The organism is Bradyrhizobium sp. McL0615, from assembly GCF_049993905.1.
GTDB lineage: Bacteria > Pseudomonadota > Alphaproteobacteria > Rhizobiales > Xanthobacteraceae > Bradyrhizobium.
The window spans coordinates 6,622,557-6,642,374 of sequence record NZ_CP188254.1; the positions used below are offsets into that span (position 1 = coordinate 6,622,557).

General features: G+C 64.1%; 16 protein-coding genes and 1 pseudogene. 7 read left to right on the forward strand and 10 right to left on the reverse strand.

Annotation, left to right across the window (positions count from 1 at the left end):
* Positions 1-2 precede the first annotated feature (2 nt).
* On the reverse strand, positions 3-986 hold the full coding sequence (locus tag ACPPVP_RS32050; RefSeq protein WP_426527591.1) for an NAD-dependent epimerase: 984 nt from the start codon (positions 984-986) through the stop codon (positions 3-5).
* 178 nt (positions 987-1,164) lie between these two features.
* On the opposite strand from ACPPVP_RS32050, the gene ACPPVP_RS32055 reads away from it, so the two are divergent.
* Both ACPPVP_RS32055 and ACPPVP_RS32060 read left to right on the forward strand, forming a co-directional pair.
* Entirely contained in the window at positions 1,165-2,124 is a 960-nt protein-coding gene (locus ACPPVP_RS32055) for a lysylphosphatidylglycerol synthase transmembrane domain-containing protein (protein WP_426527592.1), read from the forward strand.
* A 27-nt stretch (positions 2,125-2,151) separates the two neighbouring features.
* Positions 2,152-3,171, forward strand: coding sequence for an MraY family glycosyltransferase (locus ACPPVP_RS32060; RefSeq protein ID WP_426527593.1), 1,020 nt, complete (start codon positions 2,152-2,154; stop codon positions 3,169-3,171).
* Here the strand turns inward: ACPPVP_RS32060 and ACPPVP_RS32065 are convergent.
* The 7 genes and pseudogenes from ACPPVP_RS32065 to rfaD form a co-directional block, all read right to left on the reverse strand.
* Positions 3,168-3,710, reverse strand: a complete 543-nt coding sequence (locus ACPPVP_RS32065; protein ID WP_426538176.1) for a glycosyltransferase — start codon at positions 3,708-3,710, stop codon at positions 3,168-3,170. The genes ACPPVP_RS32060 and ACPPVP_RS32065 overlap by 4 nt on opposite strands.
* 137 nt (positions 3,711-3,847) lie before the next feature.
* Positions 3,848-4,384 (reverse strand): annotated as a pseudogene (locus ACPPVP_RS32070) (glycosyltransferase family 4 protein); the annotation flags it as partial.
* Between the two features lie 20 nt (positions 4,385-4,404).
* On the reverse strand, positions 4,405-6,321 hold the full coding sequence (locus tag ACPPVP_RS32075) for an SDR family NAD(P)-dependent oxidoreductase (RefSeq protein WP_426527594.1): 1,917 nt from the start codon (positions 6,319-6,321) through the stop codon (positions 4,405-4,407).
* An 82-nt stretch (positions 6,322-6,403) separates the two neighbouring features.
* Entirely contained in the window at positions 6,404-7,669 is a 1,266-nt protein-coding gene (locus ACPPVP_RS32080) for an O-antigen ligase family protein (protein WP_426538178.1), read from the reverse strand.
* Between the two features lie 44 nt (positions 7,670-7,713).
* Positions 7,714-9,006 (reverse strand): O-antigen ligase family protein, encoded by a 1,293-nt coding sequence (locus ACPPVP_RS32085; protein ID WP_426527595.1) that lies wholly within the window; start codon positions 9,004-9,006, stop codon positions 7,714-7,716.
* The gene (rfaE1, locus tag ACPPVP_RS32090; RefSeq protein ID WP_426527596.1) at positions 9,003-10,475 is read right to left on the reverse strand and encodes a D-glycero-beta-D-manno-heptose-7-phosphate kinase; all 1,473 of its coding nucleotides are present in this window, start codon (positions 10,473-10,475) and stop codon (positions 9,003-9,005) included. Before rfaE1 ends, ACPPVP_RS32085 begins: the two co-directional genes overlap by 4 nt.
* Before the next feature lie 18 nt (positions 10,476-10,493).
* On the reverse strand, positions 10,494-11,471 hold the full coding sequence (gene rfaD / locus ACPPVP_RS32095; RefSeq protein ID WP_426527597.1) for an ADP-glyceromanno-heptose 6-epimerase: 978 nt from the start codon (positions 11,469-11,471) through the stop codon (positions 10,494-10,496).
* A gap of 262 nt (positions 11,472-11,733) precedes the next feature.
* On the opposite strand from rfaD, the gene waaF reads away from it, so the two are divergent.
* Positions 11,734-12,798, forward strand: coding sequence for a lipopolysaccharide heptosyltransferase II (gene waaF / locus ACPPVP_RS32100; RefSeq protein WP_426527598.1), 1,065 nt, complete (start codon positions 11,734-11,736; stop codon positions 12,796-12,798).
* A 90-nt stretch (positions 12,799-12,888) separates the two neighbouring features.
* Here waaF and ACPPVP_RS32105 read toward each other — a convergent pair whose 3' ends face one another.
* Positions 12,889-13,932, reverse strand: a complete 1,044-nt coding sequence (locus ACPPVP_RS32105; RefSeq protein ID WP_426527599.1) for a glycosyltransferase family 4 protein — start codon at positions 13,930-13,932, stop codon at positions 12,889-12,891.
* Between the two features lie 128 nt (positions 13,933-14,060).
* Here ACPPVP_RS32105 and galE point away from each other — a divergent pair, with 128 nt between their 5' ends.
* The 3 genes from galE to ACPPVP_RS32120 all read left to right on the forward strand — a co-directional run bounded on the left by galE (position 14,061) and on the right by ACPPVP_RS32120 (position 17,746).
* Positions 14,061-15,074: a UDP-glucose 4-epimerase GalE gene (gene galE / locus ACPPVP_RS32110; RefSeq protein WP_426527600.1), complete on the forward strand. Its 1,014-nt coding sequence runs from the start codon at positions 14,061-14,063 to the stop codon at positions 15,072-15,074.
* A 103-nt stretch (positions 15,075-15,177) separates the two neighbouring features.
* Positions 15,178-16,998 (forward strand): ABC transporter ATP-binding protein, encoded by a 1,821-nt coding sequence (locus ACPPVP_RS32115; RefSeq protein WP_426527601.1) that lies wholly within the window; start codon positions 15,178-15,180, stop codon positions 16,996-16,998.
* Between the two features lie 46 nt (positions 16,999-17,044).
* Positions 17,045-17,746 carry a fumarylacetoacetate hydrolase family protein gene (locus ACPPVP_RS32120; protein WP_426527602.1) on the forward strand — a complete coding sequence of 234 codons (702 nt, stop codon included), beginning with the start codon at positions 17,045-17,047 and terminating at the stop codon, positions 17,744-17,746.
* 146 nt (positions 17,747-17,892) lie between these two features.
* Here the strand turns inward: ACPPVP_RS32120 and ACPPVP_RS32125 are convergent, their stop codons facing one another.
* Positions 17,893-18,810: a LysR family transcriptional regulator gene (locus tag ACPPVP_RS32125; protein WP_426527603.1), complete on the reverse strand. Its 918-nt coding sequence runs from the start codon at positions 18,808-18,810 to the stop codon at positions 17,893-17,895.
* Positions 18,811-18,998: 188 nt separating this feature from the next.
* On the opposite strand from ACPPVP_RS32125, the gene ACPPVP_RS32130 reads away from it, so the two are divergent.
* Positions 18,999-19,709 carry an SDR family NAD(P)-dependent oxidoreductase gene (locus ACPPVP_RS32130; RefSeq protein ID WP_426527604.1) on the forward strand — a complete coding sequence of 237 codons (711 nt, stop codon included), beginning with the start codon at positions 18,999-19,001 and terminating at the stop codon, positions 19,707-19,709.
* The last annotated feature ends 109 nt before the right edge of the window (positions 19,710-19,818 follow it).

A 19,818-nucleotide genomic window follows, 5' to 3' on the forward strand; every position in this document is an offset into this window, starting at 1 on the left:
TCTCAAACCCTGTAAAAGTCCCGATACCAGGCGACAAAGTCGCGGAGGCCATCCTCGATCGAGGTCTGCGGCCTGAAGCCGGTGTCGCGCATCAGATCGGTTACGTCGGCAAAAGTTTCGGTCACGTCTCCGGGCTGCATGGGCAACATCTCCTTGATCGCCGTACGGCCCAGTTCCCGCTCCAGAACGGTTACCACATGGGTCAGCTCTTCCGGATGATTATTGCCGACATTGTAAACTTTCGCAGGCGGCCCGGCGCCGTCATCGCGCGGGGGCTGATCGACCAGACGCAACACGGCCCGGGTCGCATCCTCGATAAAGGTAAAATCGCGCCGCATCCTGCCATGGTTAAAGAGCCGTATCGGAGTGCCCTCCACAATGGCCTTGGTGAAGATGAACATTGCCATGTCGGGGCGGCCCCACGGGCCGTAAATGGTAAAGAATCGCAAACCCGTCACAGGAAGACGGTAGAGATGACTGTAGGAATGCGCGATCAGCTCATTGGCTTTCTTCGTGGCAGCGTAGAGGCTCACCGGATGGTCGGTCTTGTCGTCCACCGAAAACGGCATCTTGGTGTTGGCGCCGTAGACCGACGATGAAGAGGCATAGACCAGATGGCCGCATCCATGATGCCGGCACCCCTCCAGCACATTGACGAAGCCCGCGAGATTCGCGTCGACATAGGCATGCGGATGGTCGATCGAATAACGCACGCCAGCCTGCGCTGCCAGATGCACGACTTTGGCAAATCGGTGCCCAGCAAACAGGCGTTCCATGGATGCGCGATCGGCGAGATCGATCTGTTCGAACGCAAAGTCCCGCTCCGCGCGCAGGATATTCAGCCGCGCCGCCTTCAGCGCCGGATCGTAGTAATCATTGAGGTTATCGAGGCCCACCACGGCACGGCCTTCGGCGAGCAGCCGGCGAGCGACGTGGAAGCCGATGAAACCCGCAGCTCCGGTTACCAATATGGGTTGATCCGTCATCGCATCCCTGGAAGGCGCCGCTCAAGGCCTGAAATCTTTGTCTGGGCCTCTTTACCTGCGTTGCTGAGGCCGCTGCAACACCCAGCAGCCCTGCTATTGCCAGATCGGCCCGAAAACCATACCAAGGCGCCGAATTGCATCGCTTTTTGCACCTCTTCTCAAACCCGGCACGGGCGAAATGCGCCGCATCCTGTTTTCGACGCTGAAGATACTGGTCTCGGCCGCGCTGCTGTATTTCGCGCTCCACAAGGTCAACCTTGCCGCGCTCTTCGCCCGCATCGACGTTTCCAGCCTGGGCTGGATCGGCGTGGCGATTGCCGTGACGTTCCTGCAGATATTCATCGGTGTGCTGCGATGGCGCGAGATCAGCGCGGAGTGCGGCGCGCCGCTGCCGACCAGGCAGGCGATGCGCTTCAACGTGATCGGAACCTTCTTCAACCAGACGCTGCCCTCCTCGATCGGCGGGGACGCCGTGCGGCTGTGGCTGGTGGCGCGCAGCGGCCACGGCTGGCGGGCCGCGACCTATTCCATCTTCGTCGACCGCGCCATCGGCTTGATCGCGCTCGCGGTCGTCGTCGTCGCGAGCCTGCCCTGGAGCTACCGCCTGATCACCGATCCGCACGGCAGGTCGGCCTTGCTGTTCGTGGATTTCGCGGCGCTGGCCGGCGGCCTTGGGTTTCTTGTGCTCGGACGGCTGCCATGGCCGTGGCTGAAGCACTGGTGGGGCACCCACCACATCCACGCCTGTTCGGTCATCGCCAATCGCGTGCTGTTCAGCCGCGCTCACGGTCCGAAAGTCGCGGTGCTGTCGCTATTGGTGCATGTGCTCGCTGTCGTCATCGCCTGGTGCGTGGTGCAATCGATCTCCGCGCCGGTGTTGTTCGGCCAGATCTTCCAGCTCATTCCGCCGGTCATGCTGATCACCATGCTGCCGATCTCGATTGCCGGCTGGGGCGTCCGCGAGGCCACCATGGGCCTGGCCTTCGGCTATGCCGGCCTGATGACCAGCGAGGGTGTCAACATCTCCCTGCTCTTCGGCGCAGTGTCGTTCATCGTCGGCCTGGTCGGCGGGCTGGTCTGGATCCTGAGCGCCGAGAAGGCCGCACAGGGCGCGGTGCCGATCGAAGTTCCCAAATAACACCGAGCAACTTTCCACGCGGATAGAATGGCCAGTTCGCAACTCCTGCTGTCGTTGGCTGCCGCCGTGCCGGCGGCGCTGGTGTCGGGCGTCCTGACATGGGCGATCCGGCCGCTGATGATGCGAATCGCGCTGGCAAAGCCGAATGCGCGCTCTTCGCATCGGATTCCGACGCCGCAGGGCGCCGGCATCGCGGTGGTCGCGGCGACGCTGATCGCGGCCGTCACCGTCATCGCCATTGCCGACGCAGCCGAGATGAAAATTCCGGTCGCGGTATTCGGCGCGACGCTGTTCATCGCCGCCGTAGGCTTTGTGGATGACGTCAGAACAATCCCGGTCGTGCCGCGGCTGCTGCTGCAGGGGGCTGCGGTCGTAGCAGTGATCGCTGCTGCGCCGGAAAATCTGAGGATTGTCGACGCATGCCCGCTCTGGCTCGAGCGCGGCTTGCTGGTCCTGGCAGGCCTGTGGTTCGTGAACCTCGTCAACTTCATGGACGGGCTGGACCTGATGACGATCGCCGAGATCGTACCCGTCACCGGCGCGCTCGTTCTGCTTGGCTGGCTTGCCGAACTTCCCACGCCCGCGATGGTCGCCGCCGCGGCGCTGTTCGGCGCGATGCTCGGATTTGCGCCTTTCAACCGGCCGGTGGCGAAGATCTTTCTCGGCGATGTCGGCAGCCTGCCGATCGGCCTGCTGGCCGGCTGGTGCCTGCTGCAGCTCGCCTGGCATCAGCAGATCGCGGCCGCGCTGCTGTTGCCGCTCTATTATCTCACTGACGCGACGGTCACGCTGTTTCGGCGGATGGCAAGGCGCGAGCCGTTCTGGGCGGCGCATCGCACCCATTTCTACCAGCGCGCCACCGACAACGGCTTTTCGGTTTGGCGCGTGGTAAGCGAGGTATTCGCGCTCAATGTCCTGCTGGCGGCGCTGGCAATCGGCTCGGCCATGACCTCGTCGACGGCCATCGCCGTCCTGCTTTTTGTCATCGGCGGCATCGCCACGGCGCTCCTGATGCGCCGCTTCTCGCGCCGACAGCCGTCAGGCTAATCCGGCTTGTTCTGCGCAAGCTCGCGGATCAGCCCGCAATAGCCGGTCATGGCGGTCTCAAAATCGAATCGCCCCGCGATTTCGGACGCGCGCTCGGCCCGCTGCCGGTCCTTGGCGCCGGCGGCGCGACTGATGGTCTTCGCTAGCTCCTCGGCGCTGCCGGGCTCGACGACCCAGCCGACATCGTGTTCGGTCACCGTCAACGCCGCCTCGGCATCCGCTTCGGAAACCAGGATCACCGGGCGGCCGATCGCCAGCAGATTGTAGCACCGGCTCGGAACCGATACGCCGGCGACGTTCTTGCGGTAGGGAATGATCCAGACGTCCGCCGCCGAAAGAAACGTCTCCAGCTGGTCGTCCTCGACACGATCGACCAGCGTGACGTTCGGAAGCCTTGCCTCGGACTGCATCTCGCGCAACTGGTCGAATCCGATCCCCCAGCCCGACAACAGGAAGTGAATATCCCTGTTCTCGCGTAGCAATCGCGCGGCCTCGAAGACGATGACGGGATCGTGGGTAAAGCCGAGATTGCCTGACAGGCCAACGACAAGCTGGCGGAAAGCGAACGGCGATACGGATTGTCAGGATCGACCGCGCGAACGCCGCGCGCAAGCGTCGCCCAGTTCGGAATGAAGCGGATCTTGTTGCGTGTCATTCCGCGATAACGCAGCAGCAGTTTTTCGGTATCGCGGCCGATGATGACCACGGCGTCGAGTGCGCGAAACATCGGCGCGTTGAGGGCGTGCATCGCCTTCGCCAGCAAGGAATCCGGCTTCAGCATTCCCGCCATGATCAGCACGTCGGGATAGAGATCGTGCATGATCAGCATCGACCTCGCGCTTTTCAATTTCGCGGCGGCGGCAAAGGCGTAGGGCAGCATGAAGGGTGCGGGCACGGTGAGCGCGACGTCGCCGCGGCGCAATTTCACCACTAGCGCTGCGAACATCCGGATCGTGAACAGCAGTTCGGCCAAAGCGCGCTTGAACAATGCGGCCTTGCCGGGCTTCCAATTCCTGACTTCGACGATCTGGGGCTTGCCGGCAGCCGCGGAGCCAGCCGTTCCCGACAGCACCAGGACCTCGGCTCCCTGCGCCACACGTTCCGAAATCGCCGCCATGATCGCCGCCGTCGTGCTCGGATCCGGCGGATAATGCTGGCTGACGACGACGACTTTTCCGGACTGCTGCATCATGGCTTTCAAGGTGGCCCGCATGGCCGGCGGGTACCGACAGATCAGGCGGCGTTCGATCCGAACTCGGGTACGGCATCCTTGAGCACGGCGCGGATGGTAGAGCGGTCATCCCGCGCAATCGCCTCTTCCAGCGCCGCGAGCCATTTGCACAACGTCTGCATCGGCGGCTCATTCGGCTTGGCCGCCATGATGCCGGCGACGCCGATCTCCACCGCCGGCTCCTCGCTGGCGAACAGGATCTCGTTCAGCCGCTCGCCCGGCCGCATGCCAGTGAACACCACCTCGATATCGATGCCGGGCTCGAGGCCGGACAGGCGGATCATCCGCTCGGCAAGCTCCACGATCTTGACCGGCTGTCCCATGTTGAGGACGTAGACCGAAACGTCGGGCCGCGCCGGCGTCAGCGCGTGGGTCGCTGCGGTCAGCACGAGATCGCAGGCTTCGCGGATGGTCATGAAGTAACGGACCATGTCCGGATGCGTCACCGTGAGCGGGCCGCCGGCCTCGATCTGTGCCTTGAATTTCGGCACCACCGATCCGTTGGATGCCAGCACGTTGCCGAACCGCACCGAGATCAACCGCATGTGCGGCTTGCCGTCCGACTGCGTCATCAGGTCATGGTCGAGCGCCTGGCAATACATTTCGGCAAAGCGTTTGGTCAGGCCCAGCATCGAGACCGGCTCGATCGCCTTGTCGGTCGAGATCATCACCATTGCGGTTGCGCCCGCCGCACGCGCCGCGTCGGCGACGTTGACGGAACCGAAGATGTTGGTCTTGACGCCCTCGCTCCAGTCGCGCTCGAGGATCGGCACGTGCTTCAGGGCGGCGGCGTGGAACACGATATCGGGCTTGAATTCACGCATCAGGTTCATGATCCGGTCACGATCGCGGATGTCGGCGATTCGCCCCTCGATCGCCGCATTGGTCGCGCGCGCCGCCAATGCTTCGGTCACTGCGTAAAGCGCCGGTTCGGAATGCTCGATCACCAGCAACCGCGCGGCGCCGAAGGTCGCGACGCGGTCGCAAATCTCCGAACCGATCGAGCCGCCGCCGCCGGTCACGATCACCGCCTTGCCCTTCACCAGCGCTTCGAGCCGCGCGTAATCGATCTTCTCGCTCGGCCGCAACAGCAGGTCTTCGACGGCGACATTGGTCAGCCGCGGCACGTCCCCGCTTTCCAGCGACGGCAGGCGGCTGACGAACAGGCCGAGCCGCTTGGCCCGCATCAGGATCGCTTCGGGATGCGCCTCGGGTTCGAACGCCGACGGGGTCATCACGATCCGCGAAATCGATTTTCCCCGTCCCGCGTAATCTCGGACCACGTCCTCGACGTCGTCGAGGCCGCCGAGCACCGGGACGTTACGAATCGACTGGCCGCGGTCCGCGGCCGACGGCGACAGCACGCCGACCGGCCAAAGCTGCTTGACCGCCCCGCTCTCGATCGCGCGCAACAGTACCTCGGCATCGGCGGCGCGGCCGATCAACAGGGTCGACGACGCCCCTTCGGTCCGGGCATGGCGGCGAACGCGCGAATAGCGGAAATAGCGATAGCCGAAACGGAGCGCGCTCAGCGCGAACACCTGGAGGAACCAGTAGAGGACGATGGTGATACGGCCGAACAGCACCGGCGCCCTGGCGCTCGATGCCCCGAAAATGAAGGCATAGTCCAGCACGATCAGCGCTACCGTCAGAACACTCGCCACGCGCATGATGTTCAGCGCATCGGGCAGCGATATGAAGCGCCATTTCGTCGTCGTCAGGTTGAAGACGTAGCAGATCACGACGCTGAAGACGACGAAGAGCGGCAGAATGCGCAGCAACAGCGGCAGGCGGGCATAGAAGGCCTCACCTCCCTCGAAGCGCAAATAGAACGCCGCGAGCAGCGCAAACGCGGTCGCCAGCGCATCATGCGCTGCGATCAGGTAATTGCGCTGGGTCAGTTGCGAAAGAGGCGTCATTCCATTGACCAGAAAGCGAGGGGGATTCCCGAGGCGCATCCGTGGTCCGCTGATATCTTATCTGCGGCGCGCATGCCAGCGATCATGCCCGGACTGTTCCGGGAGATTCCGCTTCGGATCCGGCGCACAGCACCATGCCTCCCGCTACGCCAACGCCCAGCACATACATCCACCCTTCATGAAAATCGAATAGATGCGAGTTGAACAGCGAACTGACCATGTTCTGCAGCACCACCATCAGCCCGATCCAGGCCGCCAGCCCCTCGCCGCGGAACAGGGAGAAATGTGACAACCACATCGCATACAGGATCACGACCCCGACCGTGCCCCACTGGACCGCGACGTTGAGGGTCTGGTTATGCGGGTTCCCGATCACCTGCCCCTGCGCCAGCACCGCGGGCCCGGTCGCCGCGGCTTCGAACAGGCCCCGCGTCGATCCCGTGCCGTGGCCGATGACCGGCGCCTCGGCAAAGAATCGCAACGACTTCTCCCAGAATTCGAGCCGCAGCCCGATCGACGTCGGCTGGTTGAGTTCCTTGTAGATTCGGTAATCCCGCGTGAACTTTTCTGTCGTCGCCTGCAGTTGAGGCGACACCGTCCAGGCCAGCGCCCCCAATATGATGGCGGCAGCGAACAGCAGCACGTTGGTTCGCCATTTCAAATGCGCCATCGCGAATACGGCGAGCATCACCGGTAGCGTCACCAGCGCCGTGCGCGACACGACGACGAACACCATGTTGACGACAAAGTTCGCCGCGACGAGCGTCAGCAGCAGCGCATGCCGGATTTTCCCTTCCCGCAGCAGCGTGATGATGGGGAAAGCAAGCACGACCGTGCACAACAGGAATTCCTGGCTCTGGTCGATATAGTTCTTGACGAAGATGCCGCGGTCCATCGGTTCGCCGGGGACCTTCAACGTCAGGCCGGGATCGATCGCGACCATCCAGGAAGCGGCGGTCATCAGCGTGCAGGACACCAGGAACGCGATGAATACCCACATGCCGCGCGCCGAGCGCTCGAAATGATAGAACAGGAATGGCAGAAAGAGCAGCTTCGTCGCCGGGCTCAGCGCATGGAGGCGCACGCCCCAGGCCGCGTCCGACCACAGGGTTCCGATCACGGCCAACGCCACGAGTGCAATCGGAAACACACAGATCGGCCGCTGCAAAGAACGCAGGAACGGGCGCAATTCCAGCGTGGTGGCAAGCCCGGCTAGCCAGATCGCCATGCCGATGCCCACACCGCTGGTCGACCACGGCAGCAACAACGCCACCAGCACCGCGATGAGGTCAACGTTGAGCATGCGCGCGAACGGGTCGGTCCGGGCCGAGGCCACGACCGACAGCATCGAGCCGACCGAATTTATCTCCCTGCGCTGGTGATCCGCCGCCATCACGACGATCCTGCCGATTCCGCGCGCGCGTTGTGTTGCCCGGCCGCCAGCGTCATGCCGCCGGCAACTCCAACACCGAACACATACATCCATCCTTCATGGAAATCGAAGATGTGGGAGTTGAAAAGCGAGGTGAAGATATTCTGCACGACGACCAGCAATCCGATCCAGGAAGCCAGATCGTCGCCGCGGAACAGCCGCAGATGCGAAAGCCACATCGCATAGAGCAGGATGATCCCGGCAGCTCCCCACTGAACCGCGACGGCGAGCGTCTGGTTGTGCGGATTGCCGATGACCTGGGCGGTAGCGCGATTGCCTGCGCCGGTCGCAGTCCGCTTGAACAAGTCGAGCGTGGAACCCGTCCCGTTGCCTATGACCGGCGCCTCGGTAAAGAAGCCCAGCGACTTGCGCCAATATTCCAGCCGTAATCCCACCGATGTCGGCAGGTTTTCGTTCTTGTAGCGCAGATAGTCGCTGACAAAGGCATCGGTCGTCAGCTGCAGCGGCGGCGACGTGGCAAACGCCAACCCCGCCATGACGGCCAATCCACCGAAGATCACCAGGCTGGTTCGCCATTTCAGGTGAAGCAGCGCGAACACGGCGAGCATGATCGGGATCGTGACCATCGCCGTTCGCGAGACGATCACGAATGCCATGTTGACGACGAAGCCGAGCGAGATCGCCCCCAGCACGAGCGCCTGCCAGATCTGGTTCGTGCGTAGCAGGCGGATGATCGGATAGGCCAGCGCCACTGCGCAGAGCGCGAACTCCTGGCTCTGGTCGATATAGTTCTTGACGAAGATGCCGCGTCCCCCTGCCTCGTCTGGGGCCTTCAGCGTGAGGCTGGGCTCCATCACCACCAGCCACGACACCGCCATCAGCAGCGCGCAGGATACCAGGAATGCGACGAAGACCCAGATCCCGCGCGACGACCGTTCGAAATGATAGAACAGTCCGGGCAACACCAGGAGTTTGAGGGTGGGACTGACGGCGTAAAGCCGCGCGCTCCATGCCGCGTCCGACCAGAGCGTGCCGACAAGGGCTAGACCGACCAGCGCCAACGGCAAGTAGCAGATCGGCAGTTTCAGCAAGCGCCCGTAAGCCCGCCAGTCCATCACCCATGCTACGGCGCCGAGCCAGAGGGGCACGAAGATCGCCGGTAGCGTCGTCGACCACGGCAACGTGAACGCGGCCAGAATCGCAAAAACATCCGCAATCGTCATCCACAGCGCCCGGTCGCGCCAGTACCGCCGCAGCAGCGACACCGGTGGAGCCGTAGCGCTCAGGCTCACGCCTTGCCTCCCCGCGCGCGGTCGACCAGCGACGTCGTGCTGTGGCCCGGCAGAATGTCGATGAGTACAACCTCGCCGCCGGCAGCCTCGACGATCTCGTGGCCGACGACCTGTTCGCGGGTGTAATCGCCACCCTTGACGAGTGCGCTCGGCCTCACCTTCGCGATCAGATCGATCGGCGTGTCTTCCTCGAAGATCGCGACGAGATCGACCGCCTCCAGCGCCGCCAGCACCTCGGCGCGCGCCCGCTCGTCCTGCACCGGACGCCCCTCGCCCTTTAATCGCTTCACCGAGGCATCGCTGTTAAGACCGACGATCAGGCGATCGCAGGCGCCGCGCGCGGCCGTCAGCACCTTGACGTGGCCGGGATGCAGGATGTCGAAGCAGCCATTGGTGAAGCCGATGCGCAGTCCCTGCCGGCGCCAGTCCGACAGATGCGCATCGAGATCGCCGCTAGCAGGCACGATCTTCTCCTCGGCCGCCAGCGACGCATGGGGCAGGATTTTCCGCCGCAGCTCGGCGGGCGTCACGGTCGCTGTGCCTTTCTTGCCGACCGCGACGGCCGCCGCCGCATTCGCCATCCGCAACGCCATCTCCCAATCCGCCTTGGCCGCGAGCGTCAGCGCCAGTACGGCGGCGACCGTGTCGCCTGCGCCCGAGACGTCGCGCACCTTGACCGGCAGCGCCGGCACGTGGATCGCCTCGCCGCCGCGAACCACCAGCGTCATGCCGTGTTCGCTTTGCGTCACCAGCATCGCATCGCAATCGGCGAGAATCATTGCGTCCTGCGCCGCGCCGGCAATGCTCTGGTCGGTATCGGCGCGGCTTCGGGTAGCTTCCGCAAATTCCTTGCGGTTTGGGGTCAGCAACGTGGCGCCGCGATAGATCGCGAAATTGGCGCTCTTGGGGTCGACGATCACCCGCTTGCCGAGCTTCCTGGCGGCATCGATGATGTTGCGGATGACGCGCGCCGTCAGCACGCCCTTGGCATAGTCCGACAGCAGCACGATATCGGCGCGCGCGATCTGCGGCAGGATCGCGTCGATCAGCCTTTGCTCGACATCGGCCGAGGCAGGAACGGCCTGCTCCCAATCCGCGCGTAGCATGTGGGTGGAAAAATGCTCGGAGACGAAGCGCACCTTACGCGTCGTCGGGCGGGAGGAATCGGTAACCAGCACGGCCTCGATCAGCTTCTCCCGCGCCAGATCGGCCTTCAGCTTCGCGCCCGCCTCGTCCTCGCCGACCAAGCCTGCAAAGATGCAGCGCGCGCCGAGCGCGACGATGTTGCGCGCGACATTGCCGGCGCCGCCGACATTAGTCTCGCTGCGCTGGACCGCGATGACTGGCGCCGGCGCTTCCGGCGAAATGCGCGACACCTCGCCATAGACGAATTCGTCGAGCATGAGGTCGCCGACGCAGAGCACGGTCTGGCCGAGAATCGCCTGGCTCAAGGCTTCAAAATCAAACATCTGTCTACCTGGTGCGCATCAGCGAAAGCGATCGTCGCGATCGAGAAAGCCCTTGACGTAACGCTCGACCGCGTCTTCCAGCACGGTGAAGCCGCCATTATATCCGGCGTGCAGCAGCCGATCGACTTCGCTCTGGGTGAAGTATTGATAGCTGCCGCGGATCGTTTCGGGCATGTCGATATACTGGATGTTCGGTGTGGCGCCGAGCGCGGCATAGGCCGACAGCATCAGGTCGCGAAAACTGCGCGCAGTGCCGGTGCCGACGTTGAAGATACCGCTGACGCCGGGCGCCGCCAGCAACCACATCGTCACGCGCACGACATCGTCGACATAAATGAAGTCGCGCCGCTGGTCGCCGTCGGCGATGCCTTCGCGGTGCGACTTGAACAATTGCACGGGGCGCCCGGCCTTGACGTCGTCGAAGCGCCGCGCCAGCACGCTCATCATCGTGCCCTTGTGATATTCGTTGGGGCCGAACACGTTGAAGAACTTCAATCCGGCCCATTGCGGCGGCAGCCGTTCGCCGCGCGCGGCGCGTTCGGCCACCGCCATGTCGAACAGATGCTTGCTCCAGCCGTAGAGGTTCATCGGCCGCAGCTTCTTCAACGCGTCCACGGACTGGTCATCGCCAAAGCCTTCGCTGCCGTCGCCATAGGTCGCCGCCGAGGACGCGTAGATCAGCGGCGTGGCGTTCGCCGTGCACCAGTCCAACAGCCGCATCGACTGCCGGAAATTGGTCTCGATCACCAGATCGCCGTCGGTCGCCGTGGTCTCGGAGATGGCGCCGAGATGAATGACGGCCTCTAGCCGGCAGCCCTTCAGCCAGTCCATCAGTTCCGAGGGCGGCACGACATCGGCGAGCTGGCGCTTGGCCAGATTACGCCATTTGCCGTCATGACCGAGCACGTCGCACACGGCCACGTCCCGGCCGGCGTCATTCAACGCAGCCACGACGTTCGATCCGATAAAACCGGCGCCCCCGGTCACCAGCAACATGCCATCCCCTGCCATGATTTGTTCGGCAAAGCTTTGCCCCACTCCCGCGCGGCAGGCAACTCAAAGCGCTTTTTAGCGAAGCGGCATTCGATTCGCGTCAGGAAAACACGTCAAACCAAAAGGATAGGACCCTCGGTTCTGATTTCATCAGAACCGCGGTCGAGATTGTTTCGCGCGACGAAGGCGGATCGCTCGACTTTACCTCCCGTTGCATAGCGGTTACGCCAGTGCCGGAAACGCCGCTGGGCGTCGAACATAAGATATGAATATTAATTCACTCAATGGGATCGCGGTGGAGGATGCCGCCGACACGCGGCCGATCCTGATCGTGCCCTACATGTGGATCGGCGATTTCGTCCGTGGCCACACGGTCGTGCGTGTCCTCAAACAGCGCTGGCCGAACCGCCCCGTCGACCTGCTGGTGACCTCCCTGTGCGCCCCTCTGGTTGACTACATGCCGGGTGTCCGCGCCGGGATCGTCTGGGACCTGCCCCGTGGCCGTCTTGCGCTGGCGAAGCAGTGGGGTCTCGCATCCCAACTGCGTGCCAAAGGTTATGGAACAGCCCTCGTCCTGCCCCGTACCTGGAAGGCCGCGATCGCCCCTGCGCTGGCCGGCGTCCCGGAACGCGTCGGCTTTTTCGGCGAGGCTCGATTCGGGCTGATCAACCGGATGCGCTGGGGCGAAAAGGCCCTGCCCCGCTTCATCGACAAGAATGCTGCGCTAGCGCTGCCGACCGGCGCGCCGCAGCCGGGCGAATGGCCGGTGCCGCAGCTTGTCGTGCCTGGTGAGGAAATCTTGCGCTGGCGGCAGGGCAACGAGCTGGGCTCAGGCCCCGCGGTGGCGCTCGCCCCTGGGTCCGTCGGTGCCTCCAAGCGCTGGACCTATTATCCCGGCGCCGCCCGGCTCCTGGTCGAGCGCGGCCTCGACGTCTGGGTGGTCGGCGGTCCCGGCGAGAAGGCGCTGGCGCAGGAGATCGTTGCCGCCACCGGCGGCAAGGCCCGCGACCTCTCCGGCACCGATCTGCGCAACGGCATTTTGGCGATGGCGGCAGCCGGCGTCGCCATCTCCAACGATTCCGGGCTGATGCATATCGCAGCCGCCATCGGCACGCCGACCATGGGTATTTTCGGCCCCACCAGCCCCTATCTCTGGGCGCCGCTGAACGGTCTCGCGGCCACGGTGCTTCAGACCAAGGCGGTGCTGCCCTGCCAACCCTGCCAGCGCACCGTCTGCACCATGAACGACCACCGCTGCATGCGCGATATCGACCCCGCCTATGTGGCCGACGTCGCGCACCGCCTGCTGGTTACTCAGCCCAGAGCCTGATCGGTTCTGATTACATCAGAACCGGGGCTCTGTTCTTTTGTTTTGACGCGTTTTCCTTGCGCGAACCGGCATCCGCTTCGCTCGAAAACGCTATAGCGTACGATAGACCGCGGCGATCGCATTCGCTTCCGCCTCGAGGCTGAATTTTTTCAGCACACGCGCACGTGCCCGCTCGCCCATCGCATGCGCCGATGCCGGATCGCGCATCAGCGGCTCCAGTGCCGCGGCCAGCGCGTCGACATCGCCGGGCGGCGTCAGCACGCCGGTCACGCCGTCCTCGACCACGAATTCGGCTGCGCCCGCGCGCGCCGCTACCAGCGCCGCACCTGAAGACATCGCCTCGATCAGCGTCAGCCCGAAACCTTCGTTGCGCGAGGTGAAGGCGTAGATCGTCAGCCGCTGATACCAGCGCTGCACCTCCTCGATCTCAAGCTCGCCGGTGATGACGATGCGCGATTGCAGTCCGGCGGCCTCGATCTGCTGTTTCAAGCCGTTGGCAAAACCCTGCTGCTCCGGCACGACCGCGCCGACGATCACGGCAGTGAAATCGGGATAGCGCGGCAGCAGCCGGCACATCGCCGCCACGAAAACATCCGTCCCCTTTTGCGCGCGCACCCGGCCGAAGCAGCCGATCGCGTAACGCCCCGGCAATTTGGCTTCCGCAAACGCCGTCGCGCGGTCGGCCTGCGGTGCATAAGCATCGGTATCGACACCGTGCATCACCACCGTTGCCTCGCGCTTGAGGAACGACGCCGAGAGTTCGGACGTGGCGATCACCGCATCCATCTGCCGGATCAGCCAGCGCGTCAGCCGCTTGTGATGCCGCTGCGCCGCCGAGGTGAAGACGAGTTTTAGCGGCCAGCCGAGCCCGCGCAACAACAGCCCCGCGATCATCTCGTCATTGCGCCGCGCGTGCCAGATCAGCGGCACGCGGCGGCGCCACAATTTCAAAAGATCCGCAAAACCCAGCCGCGCAATGCCGTCGGGCGCGTGCGGCCCGAGCCAGGCCGCGCGGTACATTGCGGCAAGCTTCGGCGCCACCATCCGGTTGGTCGCCGTGACGCCCGAATAGCGCCTGTGCAGATTAGGCACGATCAGTTGCAGATCACTGGCCAACTTGTTCTCGATCGGCACGTCAGGCTCCGTTTCGGCCAGTTCCTATACGCAACATTAAGCATAGTGGCCAGTTCGGCGCCCGCCGAAACCCTGTCTTCACCGAGGCCCCGCTAGCGTCGGTCCCAATAAACAGGAAAAGGTGGCTCATGACAGTGCTCGTCACTGGTGGCGCCGGCTATATCGGCAGTCATACGGTTCACGCGCTGGCGGATGCCGGCGAAAGCGTCGTCGTGATCGACAATCTCTCCACCGGGTTCTCACACTTCCTGCCCGAGGGCGTGCCGCTGTTCATCGGCGACGCCGGCGATGAAAACCTCGTCGCGGGCGTGATCGCCCAGCACAAGATCGAGAGCATCATCCATTTCGCCGGCTCCATCGTGGTGCCGGATTCGGTGCGCGATCCGCTTGGCTATTACCGCAACAACACCATGACGACCCGCAGCCTGCTGAATGCTGCGGTCAAGGGCGGCGTCAACCGTTTCATCTTTTCATCGACCGCTGCGGTGTACGGCAATCCTGACCAGGTGCCGGTGCCCGAACATGCGCCGACGCGGCCCGCGTCGCCCTACGGCTCTTCCAAGCTGATGACGGAAATCATGCTGCACGACGTGGCTTCCGCCCATGGCATGAACTATGTCGTGCTCCGCTACTTCAACGTCGCCGGCGCCGATCCGGATGGCCGCTGCGGCCTCGCCACGGTCGGCGCCACGCATCTGCTCAAGATCGCGGTCGAAGCCGCCACCGGGCAGCGCGCCAAGATCGACGTGTACGGCACTGATTACCCGACGCCGGACGGAAGCTGCATCCGCGACTTCATCCATGTCAGCGATCTCGCGCAGGCCCATCGCGCCGCGTTGTCCTATTTGCGCGGCGGCAGCAGCTCGATCACGTTGAACTGCGGTTACGGCCGCGGCTATTCGGTGCTCGAGACCATCGAGGCCGTCCGCCGCGTCTCGATGCGCAATTTCGCGGTTTCCTATGCGCCGCGCCGCCCCGGCGACATCATGACCATGGTCGCCGATACCAGCCGCATCCGCTCAACACTCAACTGGACGCCGCAATTCGACGATCTGCAGACCATCGCCATCCATGCGCTGGCCTGGGAACAGAAGCTGTTCCGCGACCGCGGCGGCCTTCCGCGGCAAGCGGAATCGGCCTGAAATCAAGCGCTTATTTGGCTTGAAAAAGCCCCGCCAAGCAGGCAAGGAGTCCCCGCAGCAGCCCTGACGCGCCGGCTATCCAGGCGCCGTCAATGGAACGCGGATGACCGATCTTCCAAGCAAACCGACCCGAAAAATCACCGACGATCCCTATGGCGCGGCGATCCTGATTCGCCGTCTCGTCATGGAACAGGGCTTTGTCTATTGGCGGCGCTATCTGACCGCATTCGCGCTGATGGCCGTGTCCGCCGGCACCACCGCGGGCTCCGCCTATATCCTGGGCCAGGTGATCAATCAGGCCTATATCGACAAGAACGTCACCGGCATTGCCATCCTCTCCGGCGTCACGGTGGTGCTGCTGTTCATCAAGGGCCTGGCGACCTACGGCCACACCGTGATCCTGTCGAAAATCAGCAACGCCATTCTCGCCAACAACCAGCGGCGGCTGTTTGCCAAGCTGATGAGCGAGAGCATCGGATTCTATTCCGAACGGCATTCCTCCGAATTCCTGGCGCGGCTGACATCGGGCGCAAAATCCATCACCGACGTCCTGACCCTGTTGATCAATGCCGTCGGGCGCGACGTGGCGCTGCTGGTCAGCCTGATCTTCGTGATGGTGACGCAGGATCCGGTGCTGTCGTTCATCGGCCTCGTCGTGGTGCCGCCGGCGATGCTGATCCTGCGCAAGCTGATCAAGCGCATCAAGGGGCTCGCCCACAACCAGTTCACCGGCAGCGCCGACATCATGGAGACCATGCAGGAATCGCTGCAGGGCATCCGCACGGTGAAGGCCTTCACGCTGGAAGCGGCCATGCAGCGCCGGATCGACGAGAACATCGCGGTGGTCGAGCGCAACGCCAACAAGATGGCGCGGGTCTCCAACCGCTCCAACCCGCTGATGGAAATGCTCGGCGGCTTCGCGGTCGCCGGCTGCCTGCTTTACGGCGGCTACAGCGTGGTGGCGCTCGGCGCCACGCCCGGGCAATTTTTCTCCTTCATGACCGCGTTCCTGCTGGCAACCGAGCCCGCCAAGCGGCTGGCGCGGCTCAACATCGACCTCAACAGCCAGTTGGTCGGCGCCCGCATGCTGCTGGAGATCGTCGACAGCCCGGCGAGCGAGCCTTCCGACGACGACAAGCCGGCGCTGAAACTCTCGACCGCGCGGGTCGAGTTTCGCGATGTCAATTTCTCCTACCGGCCGGACGAGCCGGTGCTGAAGGCCATGAGCTTCATCGCCGAGCCCGGCAAGACCACCGCTTTGGTCGGCCCCTCCGGCGGCGGCAAATCGACCGTGCTGGCGCTGATGCTGCGGCTCTACGAAGTGAACGACGGCGAAGTCCTGATCGACGGACAGAACATATCCGGCGTATCGCGGCATTCGCTGCGCGCCCAGACCGGCTATGTCGGACAGGACGTCTATCTGTTCCGCGACTCGATCGGCGCCAACATCGCCTTCGGCAAGGAAGGCGCCACCCAGGACGAGATCGTGGCGGCGGCGAAAGCGGCCTGCGCGCACGATTTCATCATGGGCTTTCCGCTCGGTTACGACACGCCGGTCGGCGAGCACGGCACACAGCTATCCGGCGGCCAGCGCCAGCGCATCGCAGTGGCGCGAGCGCTGATCAAGAACGCGCCGATCATCCTGCTTGATGAAGCCACCGCGGCGCTGGATTCGGAATCCGAAAAAGCCGTGCAGGAGGCGATCGACCATCTCTGCCAGAACCGCACCACCATCGTGATTGCCCACCGCCTGCACACCATCATGCACGCCGACGCCATTCTGGTGGTCGAGGGCGGCCAGATCGTCGAGCGCGGCCTGCACGACGATTTGCTGCGCCGCAGTGGCCGCTACGCCTCGTTCTTCCGCCTGCAGCAGCGCGACGCCGGCCATCCCAGTCTGGCGCCGGTCAGCGCAACCGCGTAAAAGCGAACCGCCGGATTTCCACCTGTAACCTGCCGAGACCTTTTTCATGAACGCAGCCTCCTACGTCATATCAGCAGCCCCGCAGCCCACCCTTCCCGTCGTCGGCGAGACGGGCTCCTATCCGGTCCGCCGCATCTGGTGCGTCGGGCGCAACTATCTCGAGCACATCCGCGAGATGGGCAATGACGAGCGCGCGCCGCCGTTCTTCTTCGGCAAGCACGCCGACATGCTGGTGCCCGACGGCGCCACCATCCCCTACCCGCCGCTGACCAAGGATTTTCATCACGAGGTCGAGCTGATCGTCGCGATGAAGAGCGGCGGCCTCAACATTCCCGCCGACAAGGCGCTCGACCACGTCTACGGCTATGCCGTCGGCATCGACCTCACCCGCCGCGACCTGCAGATCGCCTCGCGCAAGAAGGAACGGCCGTGGGAAATCGGCAAGTCGTTCGACTATTCCGCGCCCTGCTCCGCGATCCAGCCGGCTTCCAAGATCGGTCACCCCGCCAAGGGCAAGATCTGGCTCACGGTCAACGGCAAGGAAACCCAGAAGGGCGATCTCACCGAACTGATCTGGAACGTGCCGGAAATCATCTGGCAGCTTTCGCAACAGGTAAAGCTCGCCGCCGGCGACATCATCATGACGGGCACGCCAGCCGGCGTTTCCCAGCTCCAGCCCGGCGACAAGATCGAGTGCGGCGTCGACGGCGTCGGCACGCTGAAGGTGAACATCGGCAAGCCGGAATAGGCGACCGGCGCATAAGCCGTCACGAAATGCAAAGCCCCGGATCCGGTCCGGGGCTTTTTCGTAGCAACCGTAGGAGGGGTAGAGCGAAGCGAAACCCATCACGTCGCCTGTCCGGCACTGACGGGTATCGTTTCCCTCCACCCGTCCTACGCGCCTGAATCCTTCTCCAGCCGCGCAAAATGGCTACGCAGCCGCGGCACAGCGAAATCCATGAAGGCGCGTACCTTCGGCACCGTGAGCCGGCCTTGCGGCACGATCACATGCACCGGCAGCGCGGCGGGCTCGTGGCCCGCGAGCACGATTTCAAGTTCGCCGTTCCGCACCTTGTCGGCGACCTGATAGGAATAAAACAGCGCCACGCCCCGCCCGCCGACCGCCGACGCCACCGCTCCACGGGTGCTATTGATCACGAACCGAGGCGGAAACTGAACGGTTCGCGGGCCGGCGGCGCCCGGTGTCGAGGGAAAACTCCAGGAATTGGGGATGTGCGCCATCGAAATGATCTGGTGCTGGGCAAGATCGCCCGGCTCCTCGATGCGCGGATTCTGCTTGAGATAACTCGGCGCAGCCACCACCACCCGGCGCACCTCCCCCCTCATCGCGACCATCGACGAGTCGGCCAGTTCGCCGATGCGAAGCGCGGCATCGAAGCCTTCGTCGATCAGGTTCACCGCCCGATCCAGCAATGCGAGGCGCGCGGACACCGTCGGGTAAGCGTCCAGGAAGGTATCGAGGACCGGTCCTAGCACCAGTTCGCCCGATATACTAGGCGCCGTCAGCGCGAGCGGGCCGCGCGGCGCTGCCCGTTCGCCGCCGGCCAGGATGTCGGCCTCCTCGAGTTCGGTGAGCATCCGCCGGCAGGCCGCCGCATAGCGCTCGCCGACCTCGCTCAGCTTGATCGATCGCGTCGTCCGGTGCAGCAGCTCAGCCCCGACATGGGCTTCAAGGAAGGCGATGGCGCGGCTGACGGCTGCGGGCGAGCGGCCGAGCTTGCGGCCTGCGCCGGCAAGACTGCCCTCGTCGAGCGCGGCGACAAAGACCTTCATCGCATCGATACGGTCCATCATTCCTGTCCGGCCGCGACGGCCATCATACCGGAAGCATTATCCCGCATTCTTCCGCTTGGCGAAAAGAGTGCCTCTCGAACGATGGGCATTCGTTCGCGTCTCGAACGAGCGTATTTGGTTATGATCGGTTGAACGGGGCCCCAAATCCCCCCGCCTCATCCCCCTCGAACAGACAGGAGCTTGCCATGGGTACCGAACAGAAAGTCGCAGTGATTACAGGCGCATCGCAGGGCATTGGTGCCGCTTTGGTCAACGCCTATCGCGACCGAAATTACCGGGTGGTCGCCACCGCGCGTTCGATCAAGCCGTCGAACGATGACGGCGTGCTCAGCGTTCCCGGTGATATCGCCGACCCCCGAACCGCCGAGCGCGTGATCGCCGAAGCGATGGCCCAGTTCGGCCGCATCGATACGCTGGTCAACAACGCCGGCATCTTCATCGCCAAGCCTTTCACCCAGTACAGCGAGGCCGATTTCGCCGGCGCGCTCGGCATCAATCTCGCCGGCTTCTTTCGCATCACCCAACTGGCGATCGCGGAAATGGAGAAGCAGGGCAGCGGCCACGTCGTGCAGGTCACCACCAGCCTGATCGATCACGCCATCGATGGCGTGCCTTCCGTGCTGGCGTCGCTGACCAAGGGCGGCCTCAACGCCGCCACCAAGTCGCTCGCGATCGAATACGCCAAGCGCGGCATCCGCGTGAACGCGGTCTCGCCCGGCATTATCAAGACGCCGATGCATGCGGCGGAAGCCCATGCGGCGCTCGGCGCCCTGCATCCCGTCGGCCACATGGGCGAGATCAAGGACATCGTCGATGCGATCCTTTATCTCGAAGGTGCCGGCTTCGTGACCGGCGAGATCCTGCATGTCGACGGCGGCCAGAGCGCCGGCCACTGAGCGATCACTCCCTTGAGTGAGGGACCCCCACCCTCGCCCCGACGCGAGGCCCATGGCGGAACCGGCCGCGCCCAATCATTGGAACTCCAGCGATCTCGCTGGAGTTGGT

What these genes read in the sequence shown, in the direction of transcription:
- ACPPVP_RS32050 (WP_426527591.1), bottom strand. Translation starts at nt 986, where the DNA reads ATGACGGATCAACCCATATTGGTAACCGGAGCTGCGGGTTTCATCGGC.
- ACPPVP_RS32055 (WP_426527592.1), top strand. Translation starts at nt 1,165, where the DNA reads ATGCGCCGCATCCTGTTTTCGACGCTGAAGATACTGGTCTCGGCCGCG.
- ACPPVP_RS32060 (WP_426527593.1), top strand. Translation starts at nt 2,152, where the DNA reads ATGGCCAGTTCGCAACTCCTGCTGTCGTTGGCTGCCGCCGTGCCGGCG.
- ACPPVP_RS32075 (WP_426527594.1), bottom strand. Translation starts at nt 6,321, where the DNA reads ATGACGCCTCTTTCGCAACTGACCCAGCGCAATTACCTGATCGCAGCG.
- ACPPVP_RS32080 (WP_426538178.1), bottom strand. Translation starts at nt 7,669, where the DNA reads ATGCTGTCGGTCGTGGCCTCGGCCCGGACCGACCCGTTCGCGCGCATG.
- rfaE1 (WP_426527596.1), bottom strand. Translation starts at nt 10,475, where the DNA reads ATGTTTGATTTTGAAGCCTTGAGCCAGGCGATTCTCGGCCAGACCGTG.
- rfaD (WP_426527597.1), bottom strand. Translation starts at nt 11,471, where the DNA reads ATGTTGCTGGTGACCGGGGGCGCCGGTTTTATCGGATCGAACGTCGTG.
- waaF (WP_426527598.1), top strand. Translation starts at nt 11,734, where the DNA reads ATGAATATTAATTCACTCAATGGGATCGCGGTGGAGGATGCCGCCGAC.
- galE (WP_426527600.1), top strand. Translation starts at nt 14,061, where the DNA reads ATGACAGTGCTCGTCACTGGTGGCGCCGGCTATATCGGCAGTCATACG.
- ACPPVP_RS32115 (WP_426527601.1), top strand. Translation starts at nt 15,178, where the DNA reads ATGACCGATCTTCCAAGCAAACCGACCCGAAAAATCACCGACGATCCC.
- ACPPVP_RS32120 (WP_426527602.1), top strand. Translation starts at nt 17,045, where the DNA reads ATGAACGCAGCCTCCTACGTCATATCAGCAGCCCCGCAGCCCACCCTT.
- ACPPVP_RS32125 (WP_426527603.1), bottom strand. Translation starts at nt 18,810, where the DNA reads ATGGACCGTATCGATGCGATGAAGGTCTTTGTCGCCGCGCTCGACGAG.
- ACPPVP_RS32130 (WP_426527604.1), top strand. Translation starts at nt 18,999, where the DNA reads ATGGGTACCGAACAGAAAGTCGCAGTGATTACAGGCGCATCGCAGGGC.